This is a genomic window from Streptomyces sp. NC-S4 (assembly GCF_054353315.1).
Genome location: NZ_CM135937.1, coordinates 3,323,377 through 3,338,957 on the forward strand (window position 1 = coordinate 3,323,377; position 15,581 = coordinate 3,338,957).

Genomic DNA, 15,581 nt, shown 5'->3' on the forward strand with positions numbered 1-15,581 from the left:
AGTGGCGGATGGGACACTTCCGCGGGTGAGCTCCTACCCGCCCAGCAGCCCCGCGCAGCCGACGACGCTGCGGCAGCGGCTCGCCGGTCTGCGCGGCCCCGCCGTGCCGCCCCGTCCGCTCGACGCCCGGGCGCTGGCGGCGCTCGCCGTCAATCCCGGCTGCGGCAGACGCGCCCTGCTCGACGGCGCCGGCGTGGACAAGACCGCCCTGGCCACGGCGCTCGGCTCGCCCGCCTCCTTCGGGCAGTCGCAGTTCGCCATAGTCCGCGGGAACTCCTTCGAGGCCAAGGTCAAGGGCGACGGCGGCGCCGAGCTGCTGCGGCTCGTCCACGCGCACCTCGCACCCGCCGCCGAGCCGCCCGGCTCCCCCGGGGCCGCCGCCCTCGTCCCCGATCTGACCGCCGCCGGCCCCGAGGGCCGTGCCGCCCGGACCGCGCTCGCCCTGCGCGAGGCGACCGCCGCCGGGCGGGACACCGGGGCCTGGACGCTGCTGGACCACCCGATGCTCGCCCTGGAGGTGGCCGGCTCCCCCGCCTACCTGGAGCCCGACGCCGTCGTCGTCCACCCCGACGGCCGCTGGACCGTCGTGGAGATCAAGTCGTTCCCGATGATCGACGGCGCCGCCGACGCCGCGAAGGTGGGCGCCGCCGCCCGGCAGGCCGCCGTCTACGTCCTGGCCCTGGAGAAGACCGCGGCGAAACTGCCCGGCGCCGAGGTCGGGCACACCGTGCTGCTGGTGTGCCCCAAGGACTTCTCCAACCTGCCCACCGCGGCCCCCGTCGACATCCGCCGCGAGCGCTCCGTGACCCGCCGCCAGCTGGACCGGCTGACCCGCGTCGAGGAGCTGGCCGCCGCCCTGCCCGAGGGCCTCAGCTTCGACCCGGCGACCCGCACCCCCGAGGAGCTCGTCGAAGCGGTGTCCGCGGTCGACGCCGCCTACGCCCCCGAGTGCCTGGCCGCCTGCGAGCTCGCCTTCCACTGCCGCGACCGGGCCCGCGCCGCCGACCAGGTCACGGCGCTGGGCCGGTCGGTACGGGGTGAGCTGGGCGCGCTGACCACCGTCGAGGCCGCCCTCACGGCGGCCTCCGGGGCCGGCTGCGCCGAGGATCCGACCGCCGCCGCGCTGCACCGCGCCGCCCGGCTGCGCGCCGAGGCCCTGGAACTGGCCGCCGCCGCCCGTCCGCCGCACCCCGCCCCGGAGACTCCCGCATGTCCCTGCTGAACACGCTGGCCCGGCTGGAGGCCGTACGCGCGGGCAGCGCCCAGCCGCTCGCGACTGTGCGCCACCGCCACCTGAGCGAGCGCCCGATGGTCTTCGTGCCGCTGACCACGGCCGGTGAGGCGGGCGCCCCGCTCGGCGCCATGGTCGGCACCGACCGGCACGAGCCGCGGGTGTTCGTGATACCCCAGCCGCGCGACCGCGACCGGCGCTGGGCCTTCCTCGCGGACCTGGCCGTGCAGGTGCTGGCCCACATCGACGCGTACGCAGACGTCGTGGAGCCGGCCGAGCGCAGCGAGACCGACCCGGAGACGGGCAAACGGGTCAAGGTCGAGACCGAGCTGTGCGTGGACGCCCCGCAGCTGATCGTGCCGAGCCGGGCGGGCATCGAGTACGTACGGCTGCTGGGGCGTTCGATGCGGTTCCGGCGCACCGCCGAGGAGGACCCGGACAATCCGTATCCGGCGCCCTCGCAGGTGCCGATGCTCGGCCGCTGGTTCACCCACCTCGCCGAGCGCTCGCGGGTGCCCGGCTCCTCGATGCTGCTGTCGGCCACCGACCTGCTGTCCCGGCACTGGGCCACCGGCCAGAGCAATCTGGAGGACCAGCACCTGGGCGCCCTGCTGGGCTGGATCGACCCGCCCGCGGGCCGGTCGGGTGCCGAGGAGGCGCACCGGGCGGAGCTGGGCCGTGACAAGGACGGGCAGCTGCTGTGCGCGCCCGCGGGTCCGGCCACCGATCCGGCCTTCGACAACAAGCTGCTGGCCCCCGCCGTGGCCCGTTACGACGCCGCGCGGACGGCGCTGGCGGACGGCTCCGACGAGGACGGCCGGCACGTCCGGGCGGCCGAGCGGGAGGTGCACCGGCTGGTCGAGTCCCAGCTGTCGGGCACCTGGTGGAAGACCTGGGAGGCGATCGACCTGCTGCGCACCCTGCCGCCGGGCGAGCGCGCGGAGGAGCGCTGGACGCGCGACCGCTGGTCCTACACCGGCCACCGGGACCGCGTACGGGCGGGCGAGCCGCCGCAGCCGCGCCGCGACGACGCGGTGACGGCGGCGCAGAAGCTGGCGACGCGGGAGACCGAACAGGTGCGGCTCGACGCCCAGGAGGCCCTGGACGACCCGCTGGTGATGGCGGGCCGACGGCTCGCGGGCGAGGCCTTCGCCGGTGAGGTCACCGAGGTGGTGATGGAGTGGACGGAGTCGAAGCGGCCGAGCCCGCGTCCGCTGGTGACCGTGGTGACGGACGACCGGCCGCAGCTGGCCGACGAGGGCGGCGGGAAGGTGTTCCGCTCGCTGGACGGGCGCCCGCAGAGCGCGCAGTTCGTCCGCTTCGAGGAGGACGGGCGGCTGGTGCTGCGGCTCCTCGACAAGATGGGCCGCGGTCGGGACCCCGAGCCGGGGACGGTCCCGGAGAAGGGCGACCGGCTCTGCTGGACGCTCTTCGAGCACGACGCGCGCGGCGGGCCGAAACTCCCGGAGCCCGAGCAGACCCCGTGGACGCACGGCGGCCCGCCGGGGTCGGCGGGCGCCCTTCCCCTGCCCGACTCCGTGACCGACGAGGACCTGCTGTGACCACGACCGCCCCCTTCGACCCGGGCGCGGCGGCCGCCCGGGCGACCGCCGCGATCCTGGCCGACACCCTGCACGGGGCCGAGCGGGGCGTGGTCGTCGACTCCCCGCCCGGAGCCGGCAAGTCCACGCTCGTGGTCCGCGCGGCCCGGGAGCTGGCCGCGGCCGGGCGCCGCCTGATGGTGGTGGCGCAGACGAACGCGCAGGTCGACGACCTGGTGCTGCGCCTCGCCGACAAGGACCCGGAGCTGAAGGTGGGCCGGCTGCACAGCAGTGACGGGGACGCCTACGACCCGGCGCTGCGGGAGCTGCCCTCGGTCACCCTGTCGGCCAAGCCGAAGGACCTCGCCGAGCTGCCGATCACCATCTCGACGGCGGCCAAGTGGGCCTTCGTGAAGGACGTCGAGCCGTGGCAGCACGCCATCGTCGACGAGGCGTACCAGATGCGTTCGGACGCGCTGCTGGCCGTGGCCGGGCTGTTCGAGCGGGCGCTGTTCGTGGGCGACCCGGGGCAGTTGGACCCGTTCAGCGTGGTCGGCGCCGAGCAGTGGGCGGGCCTTTCCTACGACCCTTCCGCCTCGGCGGTGAGCACGCTGCTCGCGCACAACCCGCAACTGCCGCAGCACCGGCTGCCGGTGTCCTGGCGGCTCCCGGCGTCGGCGGCGCCGCTGGTCTCCCGCGCGTTCTACCCGTACACGCAGTTCCGCAGCGGGACGGGCCCGGGCGAGCGGCGGCTTTCGTACGGGGTGCCCTCGGACGGGTCGGGCCCGGACCGGGTGCTGGACGAGGCGGCCGAGGCGGGCTGGGGCCTGCTGGAGCTGCCCGCGCGGCACACCCCGCGCACGGACCCGGAGGCGGTGCGGGCGGTGGCCCTGGTGGTCCGCCGGGCCCTGGACCGCGGGGCGGTGACCTCCGACGAGCAGTCCCCGGCCCCGGCTCCGCTGACGGCGGACCGGATCGCGGTCGGCACGGCCCACCGCGATCAGGCGGCCGCGGTCCGCGCGGCGCTGGCCTCGCTCGGGGTCTCGGGGGTCACGGTGGACACGGCGAACCGGCTCCAGGGCCGCGAGTACGACCTCACGGTGGTCCTGCACCCGCTGTCGGGCCGCCCGGACGCGACGGCCTTCCACCTGGAGACGGGCCGCCTGTGCGTGCTGGCCTCCCGGCACCGGCACGCGTGCGTGGTGGTGGCCCGGGCGGGCATAGCGGAACTGCTGGACGACCACCCCTCGACGGAACCGGTCCAACTGGGTGTAACGGTCAAATTCCCAGATGGTTGGGAGGCGAACCATTCGGTGCTCGCCCACCTGGCCGAGCACCGGGTCGCCTGGCGGCCGTAGGGGCGCGTACGGCGGCTCGCGCCTGCCCGCTCAGCGCTTGCGGCGGGTGCCCAGGCGGGCGTGGAGCGCCTCGCCGACCTCGGCCAGGGTGCGGAGCTGTTCCGGGGTCAGGGGGTCGATCAGGTGGCGGCGTACGGACTCCACGTGGAGCGGGGCCGCGTCCTTGATCATGGTGATGCCGGCGGCGGTGAGGACCACCTCCGCGCCCCGGCCGTCGCTGGCCACCTCCTCGCGGCGGACGGCGCCGCGCTGTTCCATGCGGGTGAGCTGGTGGGACAGCCGGCTGCGGGACCAGCGCATCAGCTCGGCCAGCGCGCTGATGCGCATGCGGTGGCCGTCCGTGGAGCCGAGTACCGAGAGGACGTCGTAGTCGGCCTCGGAGAGGCCGCTGTCCTGGCTGAGGTCGCGCGCGATCTCCGCGTTGACCAGCGGGAACATTCGCCGCCACGCGTACCAGGCGTCCTGTTCGGACTCGGTGAGCCAGCGGGGGCCCGGCTCCGGTGCGGGGGTCATGTCGCCACTCTAACCAGGTCGGTGACACATCACTTATCTGGTTGACACGTCATCCAGATGCTGGGTTTCATCGGGTGACAGATCAACGACCACGCCGACCGGAAGTCCTCACCATGACTCGCCTGCACGTCATCTCCGCCGCCACCCGCCCCACCTCCGCCGGCCGCCCGCTCGCCCGCTGGGTGACCGAGCAGGCCCGCGAGCACGGCGGCTTCGACGTCACCCCCGTCGACCTCGCCGAGATCGCCCTGCCCTTCCTCGACGAACCGGAGTACGCCTCCACCGGCAACTACGCGCATCAGCACACCCGCGACTGGAGCGCCCTGGTCGACTCGGCCGACGCCTTCCTGTTCGTCCTGCCGATGTACAACGGCGGCTTCACCGCCCCCTTCAAGAACGCCATCGACTTCCTCTACAACGAGTGGAAGGGCAAGCCCGTCGGCATCGTCAGCTACAGCGCCGGCCCCACGGGCGGCGCCCCGGCCGCCGAGATGCTGCTGCCGATCCTGACCCGGCTCGGCATGCTGCCCGCCGAGCGCTCCGTCGCGATCCCCGGCATCCCCAAGCTGCTCGGCCCCGAGGGCTTCCAGGCCCCGGAGACGCTCGCGGGCGAGCTCGCCGGGGTCCTGGAGGACGTGGCCGAGCTGGCGGCGGGCCGCGCCGCAGAGGCCGTCACGGTGTGACCGGGTCCCCACCGGGTGGTCGCAGACGGCGGTCGCACGCGGCCGTGCGCCGGTGAGCAGCGCGTCGCCGTCGGCGCGGCCGAAGCGGGAGGCCGGCTCCGGCGCGTCGTCGTAGCCGAGGCGGTGGGGCTGACGGCCGGTCAGCGCGGTGCGGACCGGCCCGCCCCGGCGCCGCCTCGGCCGGCCGGCCCGGGGTCGCGGCGCGGCCGCCGGCGCCAGCCGCTCACCTGTGCGACTCCCTCGCCACCGGGCCCGTCGATCTGCTCGTGCGCCCCATCGGCCGTACGGGTGTTCCAGCCCGTCGCGCAGGGGTCTTGCGCGGCGTTGGACAATGGACGGTGGCCCGGAATCACGTCGTACGCGCAGCAGGAGGACACGCATGGCAGAGCCCGAGCGGACCGAGCGGCGGCTGCGGCCGGCGCCTCTGCTCTTCGAGCCCTCTGAGGCCGTGGCGGACCCCGAGCACTTCTTCGACCTGGAGTCGATCGAAGACCCGCGGGAGCTGCTGGTCCGTGCGACCGAGCTGACGCTGGCCTTCCGGGCCGCGCAGGACCGGGCGGTGGAGTTCCAGGCCCTGGCGGCGGCCCAGCTGGCGGACCCCCGCCGGTTCGACCGGCTCTCACCGGCCCTGATCGCCGAGCAGGCGGAGTGGACCGAGGACTACGCCCGCAAGATGATCGAGTTCGGCGAGACCCTCCAGCGCGGCACGGGTACGCCCTGAGCCGTCCGGCCGCACCAACGCCGGGGACCCGCCGTCCGGGCCCCCGGCGTTCGAGGGAGCGCACCATACTCCGATACCGGGCCCGATGTACCCGTTTCCGGTAACTCGTGGATACCGGTCCACTACGGCGGGTAGACAGTGGCATATGACGACGCTGACGACGGCTCCCGGTTGCACCGCCCTCCACGCGCGCGGCGAGCGCTCCCGCACCGCTCCCGCCACCCACGTCACTCCGCAGGGCGCCGCCTGGCTCACCTCCGGCGCCGCCCACCCCCGCCGCACCCTCGCGGTGTGGGAGGCGCGGCCCGGGCTGCCCGCCACGCTGCCCTGCGGCGATCCCTTCGACGTCGTCAACGTCCCGCTCGTGGTCGGGCGCCGCATCCTCGACCTGCTCTGGGCCGAGGGCCCCGGCTCCGGGCCGGTCGCCGTGCACCGCGGCCGGATGCTGCTCTTCGCCGCCCCCGGCACCGCGCACCGGCTGCCCGCCCTGCTGGCCTGGGAGGAGTGGGGAGCCTCCCGCACGGCCCCGGCGCCGCTGTGCCACGGCCGCGGCGACGCCGTCACCGTGCCGCCGCTGGCCGCCACGCCCGGACCGTCGCGGTGGCTCGTGGCCCCCGACGCGCGCGAGCCCTGGCTCCCGGGGCCCGAGGCCCTGCTCTGGGCCTTCGTACGGGCGGCCCGCAGCCCCGCACCGACCGGACCTGGGGATATCGATTTTTCGTTCCGCGGATCCTCCTGCTAATGTCTTCCTCGTCAGCAAGCGCCGCTAGCTCAGTTGGTTAGAGCAGCTGACTCTTAATCAGCGGGTCCGGGGTTCGAGTCCCTGGCGGCGCACAGACGGAAGAAGGCCTCCATGCGAGTGGGGGCCTTCTTCGTTGTCCGGCGGGGTGCCCCGCGGTCAGGTCGTGATCTTCACCGTGTACGCGCCGGACCGGGTGCGGTCCGCCACCTCGATGGTGATCCGCTCGCCCGGCACGGTGTACGTCTCGCCCACTTCCAGCGGCGCGTCCGCCAGCGGCGGGTACACCGAGCGGTCCCAGCACGCCTCGGTCGTCGGGTGCCCGTCCAGCACCTCGATCGGGCCGCCGCCGGACGACGCCTCGTTGCGCACCCGGTAGACCAGGACGCCCTCCGTGCAGGTGTCCCCGTCGTTGCCGGCGGAGCCCCGCGCCTCGACGGCGATCGCACTGCCGGGGCCCGTACGGATCACGGCGAGCCGGGTGCCGCCCGTTCCGCCGCTGGGCGGGGCCTGGGCCAGCGGCTGCAGGGTGTGCAGCGAGGTGGCCGTCTGCACGCAGTCCACCTGGGAGGAGTCCAGCCAGCCCAGCTTCCACTTGTGCCAGGCGAAGAGGTCGGGGGCCATGCCGAACTGGCTGCCCATGACGTCCCAGTCCCCGACGTACGTGTCCCAGTCGCCCTTGCCGTCCGTGGGCCGGTGGTAGAGGTCGGGCAGGTCGAAGACGTGCCCGGTCTCGTGGGCCAGCACGTTGCGGTCCGGCGGGTGGCGTTCGAAGACGGTGACGATCCGCCGCAGTTCCGTGCCGTCGGCGACGATCGGATGCTCGAAGTTGACGACCTTCGTGGCGTCGGAGTCCACGCCGGGCGCGTCCGGGTCGGCGATGAAGTAGACGACGTCGTACTTGCGGAAGTCCACCTGGGCGTCGGCGGTGGCGACCGCGTCCCGCAGGTAGGAGGCGCGGTCCCCGGGGGCCCAGTCCCGCTTTATCCCGTAGGCGGTGGACGGCTTGGGCATCTGGATCCACTGCTTCTGCGGGTGCGGGACCAGCCGGAACCGCCCGTACGACGCCTGCTGGAAGAAGTCGCTGGTGGCGGGGAAGTAGTCGCCGACGATCTCCTCGGTCTTCAGGGCGCTGCGGTGGTCGGGGAAGGAGAGGAAGACCATGACGGCATTGAGGGTGCGTACGGGTTTGGGGTAGGCGCCGTTCCAGGTGTCCAGGCCGAGGGAGTGGTGCGCCGAGGTGCGGTTCAGCGCGCAGGGTCCGGCTCCCGGGGCGGCCACCGCGGGACCGGCGACGAGCGACATGGCGGCGAGCGCCGTCAGGGAGGTGAGCGCCGCGGCGGTACTTCGGATGCGGGAGCGTTCCACTCCCCCGGGTGTCTGCTGTCGCGCCACATCGACCTCCGGTGGTGGATTCGTACCTGTTCACCCACCTTGAGGCGATTGTCTTACTAATGCCCTGTTCCACTGCCCCACATGAGTGAGCAGTACGGCAAGTCGGTGACCCTCGAACTTCACGCCCCTGCCTACAGAACGTCACGACCGATCACCTGAGATCAGCAGGAGGTCCCGCACGCTCAGAGCCGCGCAGAAACGATCGCCCGGTCTTCCGCCGCCGATCCGTCATCACGCTGAACCGAACCGTCTCAACCGGTGGCGCCGCTGGATAGAGCCTCCCCGCAGCCTCTATGATCGGCACACTTTCCTGCGCGGACACTCACGAACACTGCGGGAGCCAACGGTGAGCGGAACCTCAGAAGGAACCGGTTCGGCGGCCGACAGCATCCGATCGGCCATTACGGAGCGTCACCCGGCAGTGCCGGCAGTGCCGTCGGCGGCGGCCGCCCAGGCCACGCCGGCGTCGTCGTACCGCGCAGCCGAATCCGACCTGCGCGACTACCGGGCCGCCTTCAACGCGGCCCACCTCGCCATGGCCGTCGTCGACCGCGAGGGCTACGTGGTCGCCGCCAACCAGGCCTTCGCCGGGCTGCTCGGCAGCGAACCGCACACCCTCGTCCACCGCTCCGCCGCCGACCTGGTCGACCTGGCCGCGGAGGCCCGGACCTGGGCCGCCTACCAGGAGGTGCTCCGCGGCCGGCAGGCCCGGCTGCGCTGCACCCGCCGCCTCAAACACCCCGACGGGCACTCGCTCTGGACCGAAGTCACGCTCGGACCCGTCCCCGGCACCGGGGACGTCCTGCTGTCGGTGGCCGACATCAGCGACCGCCGCGACCTCCAGGCCCGCCTGCGCCACCTCCAGATGCACGACCCGGTCACCCGCCTGCCCAACCGCGCCCTGTTCTTCGAACGGCTCTCCGCCGCCCTGGAGGCCGCCTCGTACGAACACGGCGGCGGCACCGGCCGGATCGGGCTGTGCTACCTGGACCTCGACGGGTTCAAGGCCGTCAACGACACCCTCGGCCACCGCGTCGGCGACCGGCTGCTCACCGCCGTCGCCGCCCGGCTGACCCAGTGCGCCGACCAGTCCGGCTACGGGCGCACCGGCGGGCACCTGGTCGCACGCCTCGGCGGCGACGAGTTCGCCCTGCTGGTCGAGGACTCCACCGGCACCGAACAGCTCGCGGACCTGGCACGGAGCGCGCTGGCCGCCGTACAGGAACCCTTCGACCTGGCCGGGCAGCGGCTGTCCGTCTCCGCCTCGATCGGGGTCGTGGAGCGGGCGGCGGCCGGCACCTCGGCGACCGGCCTGATGCAGGCCGCCGACACGACCCTGTACTGGGCCAAGGCGGACGGCAAGGCCCGCTGGACCCTGTTCGACCCGGAGCGCAACGCGCACCGCATGACCCGCCAGGCGCTCTCCTCGACGCTCCGACCGGCCGTGGAACGGGGGGAGTTCGAGCTGGAGTACCAGCCGCTGGTGGACCTGGAGAGCGGCGCGGTGCGCGGGGTCGAGGCCCTGGTGCGCTGGAACCACCCGCAGTTCGGCGCCCTCACGCCGAATCGGTTCATCGGGATCGCCGAAGAGGACGGGTCCATCGTCCAGTTGGGACAGTGGGTCCTGCGGACCGCCTGCCGCCAGGCCCGCCGCTGGCAGATCGAACAGCCCAGTGACGCCCCGGTCTTCGTGTCCGTCAACGTCGCCGTCCGGCAGGTCTGGGACTCGGACATCGTCGGCGACGTCGCGGAGATCCTGGCCGAGACGGGCCTCGCCCCGCAGCTGCTGCAACTGGAACTGACCGAGTCCGCGGTGATGGGCTCGGCCGGACGCCCCCTCCAGGCCCTCCAGGCCCTCAGCGACATGGGCGTACGGATCGCGATCGACGACTTCGGCACCGGCTACTCGAACCTCGCCTACCTCAGCAGACTTCCCGTATCGGTTCTGAAACTCGACGGTTCGTTCGTGCGCGGATTCCGCTACGACGAGGGCGCGCACCCGAACCCGGCCGACGAGACCATCGTCGAGGCCCTGGTCCAGCTCGCCCACCGGCTCGGCCTGACGGTGACCGCGGAGTGCGTGGAGACCGCCGGGCAGGCGGCACGGCTGCGGCGCGTCGGCTGCGACACGGGCCAGGGCTGGCTCTACTCGCGGGCCGTGGGACCGGAGCGGATCGCCGAGATGATCGGCACCAGACCGGGCGCGGACCACCCCCGCTAGCCGTTCCACTTCGCCGTTTTCGGGCCTTCTAGGGCCCCTTTCGGCGTTGGACAGGCCCCGTCCCCCCTTGTAACGATCTTCGGGCAAGCGGTTCTTGACCAAGTTCCGTGATCCGTGATCCGTGATCCGTGGGGGACATCAGCATGAAGCTCACCCGTACCGCACTCGCCCTGACCGTCGGCGCCCTCGCCCCGGCCCTGCTGCTCGCCACCCCGGCCCTCGCCGCCGGCCAGACCGCCGCCGCGCCCGCCAAGGCGACCGCGGCCACCGCCGGGGAGTCGCCGTACGACACCATGTCGGAGCACGACCTGCGCGTCGCCGTCGCCCGCGTCCTGGTCACCAACCCGGGCAAGTCCGTCACGGCCGCGGCCAACAATGCGCTCGACGGCACCGTAGAGGACCTGCGCACCTTCCTGAAGACCGGTTACGCGATCGCCCAGGACTCGGACAACCGGTTCGCCATCGCCAAGATCCTGGCCGGCAAGCCGGGCAAGGGCGTCACCCGCGAAGCCAACAAGGCTCTCGACGGCACCCCGGCCGACCGCGCCGCCTTCCTCAAGACCGGCCTGCGGCTGGCCCAGGCCGAGGACGACCGCGTCGCCGTGGGCCGCATCCTGGCCCGCCCGGGCATCAGCGACGCGCTGCGCGCGGCGGCCGAGAAGGCGATCGACGGCACCCCGGAGGAGCTCCGCCACTTCATCACGGTCGGCCAGTTCCAGGTCTGACCCTGGCCCCCTGAGACCGCGGTCCGCCCCCGGCCACTGCCCGGCCGGGGGCGGACCGCCCACTTCGTCGTACGGTCAGAGGCTCCGGACGAACGCGGTGAACGCCTCCGGGGCGACGGTGAAGGCGGGGCCGTCGGGGTTCTTGGAGTCCCGGACGGCGACCTGGCAGGGCTGAGTGCCCACCTCGACACAGTCGCCGCCGGTGTTCCCGCTGTGCGAAGCCTTGCGCCAGGCGGCGGAGCCGAGCGGGGCGCACTCGACGCACTCGCCGCCGTTGGTGCTGCTGTAGGACGACTTACGCCACGGCACGCCCGCCAGGTTCAGATTGGTGCCCATACCGTTCCTCCATTACGCGCGCGATCAGAAGGGCCGAGGCCGCTGGCGAAAGGGCATCGGCTTGCAGGCGAGCGTATCCGACGGAGCGCTCCTTGATCACTTTCGGATTGGCCGTCATATGCCCTGAGTCATAGCTCTCCGTGTAGAAGAGATCGGGATCGCCCTCAAAGCGGAGGAGGGTGAACGAGCCTGTCATACCGCTGTGTTCACCAGCCGCGAAGGGCATCACCTGAATCTGCACCCATGGCCTGCCGACAAAGCTCAGCAGGTGGGCCAACTGGTTGCGCATGACCTCGCGGCCTCCGACGCTCCGATGGAGCAGCGCCTCATCCAGCACCACCAGAAGCGCTGGCGGCTCCTCGCGCATCAGGATGCGCTGACGCTCCATTCGCGCGGCCGCGATCTCCTCAGCCCGATCGGGAAACTCCACACTCACCAGGGCCTTGGCATACTCCTCCGTCTGCAGGAGTCCGTAGACCACCTGCGCCTGGAACGTGGAGATGAACGTCGCGCGGGCCTCCATCTCAGCGAAGGCCTGGAACCACGTCGGCAAGACGCTCCGTAGCACCAGCCCCACCAGGCGGGAGAAGTGCCCGTCCGTGCCGAGGGCCGCGTCCACCCGTTCCGAGAAGTCGCGGGTCGGGACCCGCTTGCCGTTCTCGATCATGCCGATCAGGGAGCCCGTACAGAAGATGATCGCGCCCAGCTGCGCCTGCTTGAGGCCGGCCTCTTCTCTCAGTCGGCGCAGCTCGTAGCTGTAGTAGTCCAGCGGCGAGGCGCTGGGATCGATGTCGCGGACGACGGCCATGAAGCGGCACCTCCGAGCGGAGAACGGGCTTGTGGCCGAGCGTAGTGACACGGACACGCGCCGATGTCCGGAATCCCGCAACCATGTGACACACCTCCGCCCCACCCCGGTGAGGGGCAGGGCGGAGGCGTCGCTCGGCGCGGGGTGGGGGGAGATCAGCAGGCGCCGAGGTCCTTCCAGACACCCCATTCACCCGTGGTGCCCGGGGTCTCGTTCTGCGTCCACCACTGGGCCTTGTACTTGCGGCCGTTGTGCGCGACCTCGTTGCCGGCCGTGTAGACCGTGCCCGCGACGTACGCCGGGGTCGAGCCGCAGCCCGTCGGCGGGGTGGTCGGGGGCGTGGTCGGCGGGGTCGTGGGCGGAGTGGTCGGAGGCGTCGTCGGCGGGGTGGTCGGCGGGACGGTGGTGCCGCCGAGGGCGTCCGAGATCTGGTTCAGCAGGGTGGTGTTGTTGTCCAGGCCGAGCAGGGAGTACATCATCGCGCCGGCCAGACCGCGCTGCTTGCCGTAGTCGACCCGGGCCTGGATGGACTTCTGGTTGAGGCCGGTGAAGAACTCGCCGTCCTTGTAGAAGTACGAGGCCTTGGCCTGGTCGTCCCAGAAGGTGGTCGCCGGGTTGTCGACGAGGCCGCCGAGCTCCTTGTAGTTGGCGATGCCGGCCTGCTGGCTGGTGGGGCGGGCGCCCGAGGCGCCGGTCGCGGACTGGGCGAGGCCGTTGTTCGTCCCGGCGGGGACGCCCTTCCAGCCGCGGTAGTAGAACTCGTAGCCCAGCGTCAGCTTGTTGGCGGGGAAGCCGCCGGTGATGCCGTAGGCCGGGTTGCCGTCGATCCAGGAGTCGATCGCGTTGTCGATGCTGTACTTCTGGGTGCCCGGCGCGATCGGGTCGGTCGGGTCGTTGGCCCCGGAGTACAGCGGGGACTGGTGGTAGGTCGGGCCGTCGCCGTCCCAGGCGCCGTGCATGTCGTAGGTCATGATGTTCGCGTAGTCGAGGTACGAACCGATCTTGTCCGTCTCGATGTACTTGATCTTGTCCTGGCCGGCCGGGAGGGCGGCGGTCAGCAGGAACTTCTTGCCGCCGTTGGCCTGGCCGTAGGCGTCGAGCTGCTCGCGGAACTCCTTGAGCAGGAGCGTGAAGTTCTGCTTGTCCTCGGGGGCGTAGTGGTTGCCGAGGTGGCCGCCGGACGAGCCCGGGTACTCCCAGTCGATGTCGATGCCGTCGAAGATGCCGGCCGCGACGCCCTGGCCTCCGTAGCCGCCCTCGACCGGGAGGTTGCCCTTGATGTACTGGTCGATGCAGGAGGAGACCAGCTTCTTGCGGGAGGCGTCGGTCTTGGCCGCGTCGCTGAAGTACTTGGAGTAGGTCCAGCCGCCCAGCGAGATGTTGATCTTCAGGTGGGGGTACTTGGCCTTCAGCTGCTTGAACTGGTTGAAGACGCCGACGATCGGCTGGTCCCACTTGTCGGCGACCCCGCTGACGCTGTCGGCCGCGCTGAAGGACTTCTGGTAGTCGGCGTACGAGTCGCCCGCGCCGTCACCGGCGTTGGGGTTGTTGTCGTCACCCGCCGCCTTGTTCGCCTCGAAACAGGTGAGGTTGGTGGGGTGGATGTTGCCGAACGAGTAGTTGATGACGTCCAGCTTGCCCGCTATGCCACGGGTGTCGAGGTGCTTGGGATAGAAGGCGTTGCCGTACACGCTCCACTGGTCGTAGTAGGCGATACGGACGCCGCCCGCCGCGGCTCCGGCCGAGGCGTCGGCGGCCTGGGCGGTGCCGAGTCCCGCGAAGGAGGCCAGCGCCCCGGCGGCCAGCGCGGCCGTGGCGGCGGCCGCGATGAGGGGTTTACGGATGTGCATGAGCTGTCTCCGTGGGGGTGGGAGGGGAGTTCAAGCGGTTCGGGTGAGAGAAGTGATAGCGATCACTCCACCCCCACGTCAATGGTTCGGACCAAAGAAGGACTAGACCACTCACGTGCTATTTCCCCAAGTCAGAGACCTGAGCGCACACCAAGAACCGCTCGCCACCCCGGGTGACGAGCGGTTTAAGGCTGCCTTCAGGCAGCTCCGCGCAAGGTTTCGGCAACAAACCAGCCAAACGCCGTTCGTACGCGGTCAATCGGCGGCGGGCGCCTCCACCGGCATCCCGTACACGTCCGCGATGAGCTCGTACGAGCGCAACCGGGCTGCCCCGCTGTGGGCGTTGGTGGTGAGCATCAGCTCGTCCGCGCCCGTCCGCTTCGCCAGGTCGTCCAGGCCGGTGCGGACCTCGTCGGGGGTGCCGTGGACGACGTTCGCGAGCCAGCTGTCGACGAACTCCCGCTCCAGCGGGGAGAACGGGTACGCCGCCGCCTCCTCGGGCGTCGGGATCAGACCGGGCCGCCCGGTGCGCAGGCGCAGCATGGACAGCGCGCCCGTGAGCACCTGGGCGCGGGCCGCCCCGTCGGTGTCGGCGGCGAGCGCGGAGACCCCGATGACGGCGTAGGGGGCGTCGAGGACGGCCGAGGGGCGGAAGCTCTGGCGGTAGAGGTCGAGCGCGGGCAGGGTGCCGGCGGCGGAGAAGTGGTGGGCGTAGGCGAAGGGCAGGCCGAGCTCGCCGGCGAGGCGGGCGCTGAAGCCGGAGGAGCCGAGCAGCCACAGCGGCGGCCGACCGGCGGGGCCCTGGACCGGACCCGGTACGGCGTGCACCCGGGCGTACGGGTGCCCGTCGGGGAAGTCGTCGTCGAGGAAGCGGGTGAGTTCCACGAGCTGCCGGGGGAACTCGTCGGCGGCCTCGTCGAGGCGCCCGGGTCCGCGCAGCGCGGCGGCGGTGCGGCCGTCGGTGCCGGGGGCGCGGCCGAGTCCGAGGTCGATCCGGCCCGGGGCGAGCGCCTCCAGGGTGCCGAACTGCTCGGCGACGGCGAGCGGGGCGTGGTTGGGCAGCATGACTCCGCCGGAGCCGAGCCGGATGCGGGAGGTGTGCGCGGCGAGGTGGGCCAGGATCACCGCGGGCGAGGAGCTGGCGACGCCGGGCATGGAGTGGTGCTCGGCGACCCAGTGGCGGTGGTAGCCGCGGGACTCGGCGAGGCGGGCGATCTCGACGCTCGTGCGGAGGGAGGCGTGGGCGGTGCTGCCGGCGCCGACGGTGACGAGGTCCAGGACGGACAGCGGTACGGTCGCCCGGCCCTGCGCGGTGGCGCGGATCCCGTCCGCGTTCCGGTTGCCGGCCGCGCTCGCACTCGCGTGGGCCCGTCCGTCGCCCCGTGCGTCGTCCCGTGCGTCACTCATCGTCGCTCCTGTTTCGCTCTCCCGTGCGTGCGGCATCGGTGCGACACCGTACG

Annotated in this window: 13 protein-coding genes, 1 tRNA gene and 1 pseudogene; 9 read left to right on the forward strand and 6 right to left on the reverse strand. The window is 72.5% G+C overall.

Annotation, left to right across the window (positions count from 1 at the left end):
- Position 1 precedes the first annotated feature (1 nt).
- From ACXNSR_RS14535 to ACXNSR_RS14545, 3 genes are read left to right on the forward strand one after another with little or no spacing between them, the layout of a single operon-like run.
- A complete protein-coding gene (locus tag ACXNSR_RS14535; RefSeq protein ID WP_458642455.1) occupies positions 2-1,222 on the forward strand; it encodes a hypothetical protein in 1,221 nt (406 codons plus the stop codon).
- On the forward strand, positions 1,210-2,793 hold the full coding sequence (locus ACXNSR_RS14540; RefSeq protein ID WP_458642456.1) for a hypothetical protein: 1,584 nt from the start codon (positions 1,210-1,212) through the stop codon (positions 2,791-2,793). Before ACXNSR_RS14535 ends, ACXNSR_RS14540 begins: the two co-directional genes overlap by 13 nt.
- Positions 2,790-4,130, forward strand: coding sequence for an AAA domain-containing protein (locus tag ACXNSR_RS14545; RefSeq protein WP_458642457.1), 1,341 nt, complete (start codon positions 2,790-2,792; stop codon positions 4,128-4,130). The genes ACXNSR_RS14540 and ACXNSR_RS14545 overlap by 4 nt, the downstream gene beginning before the upstream one ends.
- Positions 4,131-4,160: 30 nt before the next feature.
- Here the strand turns inward: ACXNSR_RS14545 and ACXNSR_RS14550 are convergent, their stop codons facing one another.
- The gene (locus ACXNSR_RS14550; RefSeq protein ID WP_458642458.1) at positions 4,161-4,643 is read right to left on the reverse strand and encodes a MarR family winged helix-turn-helix transcriptional regulator; all 483 of its coding nucleotides are present in this window, start codon (positions 4,641-4,643) and stop codon (positions 4,161-4,163) included.
- A 113-nt stretch (positions 4,644-4,756) separates the two neighbouring features.
- Between ACXNSR_RS14550 and ACXNSR_RS14555 the strand changes: the two genes are divergently transcribed.
- From ACXNSR_RS14555 to ACXNSR_RS14570, 4 genes and pseudogenes are all read left to right on the forward strand, one after another.
- Positions 4,757-5,326, forward strand: a complete 570-nt coding sequence (locus ACXNSR_RS14555; protein ID WP_458642459.1) for an NADPH-dependent FMN reductase — start codon at positions 4,757-4,759, stop codon at positions 5,324-5,326.
- 379 nt (positions 5,327-5,705) lie between these two features.
- Complete coding sequence (locus ACXNSR_RS14560) at positions 5,706-6,047, forward strand: hypothetical protein (protein WP_030012162.1); 342 nt, start codon at positions 5,706-5,708, stop codon at positions 6,045-6,047.
- Positions 6,048-6,192: 145 nt separating this feature from the next.
- Positions 6,193-6,817: pseudogene (locus ACXNSR_RS14565) on the forward strand (bifunctional DNA primase/polymerase).
- Positions 6,808-6,881: transfer RNA gene (locus tag ACXNSR_RS14570), tRNA-Lys, on the forward strand. Before ACXNSR_RS14565 ends, ACXNSR_RS14570 begins: the two are co-directional and overlap by 10 nt.
- Positions 6,882-6,945: 64 nt before the next feature.
- On the opposite strand, the gene ACXNSR_RS14575 is transcribed toward ACXNSR_RS14570, so the two are convergent.
- On the reverse strand, positions 6,946-8,181 hold the full coding sequence (locus tag ACXNSR_RS14575; protein ID WP_458642460.1) for a M6 family metalloprotease domain-containing protein: 1,236 nt from the start codon (positions 8,179-8,181) through the stop codon (positions 6,946-6,948).
- Between the two features lie 346 nt (positions 8,182-8,527).
- Here ACXNSR_RS14575 and ACXNSR_RS14580 point away from each other — a divergent pair, with 346 nt between their 5' ends.
- The gene (locus ACXNSR_RS14580; RefSeq protein WP_458642461.1) at positions 8,528-10,402 is read left to right on the forward strand and encodes a putative bifunctional diguanylate cyclase/phosphodiesterase; all 1,875 of its coding nucleotides are present in this window, start codon (positions 8,528-8,530) and stop codon (positions 10,400-10,402) included.
- A gap of 143 nt (positions 10,403-10,545) precedes the next feature.
- Positions 10,546-11,127 (forward strand): ALF repeat-containing protein, encoded by a 582-nt coding sequence (locus ACXNSR_RS14585; protein ID WP_458642462.1) that lies wholly within the window; start codon positions 10,546-10,548, stop codon positions 11,125-11,127.
- A gap of 75 nt (positions 11,128-11,202) precedes the next feature.
- Here the strand turns inward: ACXNSR_RS14585 and ACXNSR_RS14590 are convergent, their stop codons facing one another.
- The 4 genes from ACXNSR_RS14590 to ACXNSR_RS14605 all read right to left on the reverse strand — a co-directional run bounded on the left by ACXNSR_RS14590 (position 11,203) and on the right by ACXNSR_RS14605 (position 15,528).
- Entirely contained in the window at positions 11,203-11,463 is a 261-nt protein-coding gene (locus ACXNSR_RS14590) for a DUF397 domain-containing protein (protein WP_458642463.1), read from the reverse strand.
- Positions 11,423-12,271 (reverse strand): helix-turn-helix domain-containing protein, encoded by an 849-nt coding sequence (locus ACXNSR_RS14595; RefSeq protein WP_458642464.1) that lies wholly within the window; start codon positions 12,269-12,271, stop codon positions 11,423-11,425. Before ACXNSR_RS14595 ends, ACXNSR_RS14590 begins: the two co-directional genes overlap by 41 nt.
- Before the next feature lie 155 nt (positions 12,272-12,426).
- Positions 12,427-14,121, reverse strand: a complete 1,695-nt coding sequence (locus tag ACXNSR_RS14600; protein ID WP_458642465.1) for a glycosyl hydrolase family 18 protein — start codon at positions 14,119-14,121, stop codon at positions 12,427-12,429.
- A 255-nt stretch (positions 14,122-14,376) separates the two neighbouring features.
- Positions 14,377-15,528 (reverse strand): LLM class flavin-dependent oxidoreductase, encoded by a 1,152-nt coding sequence (locus tag ACXNSR_RS14605; RefSeq protein ID WP_458642466.1) that lies wholly within the window; start codon positions 15,526-15,528, stop codon positions 14,377-14,379.
- Positions 15,529-15,581: the final 53 nt, after the last annotated feature.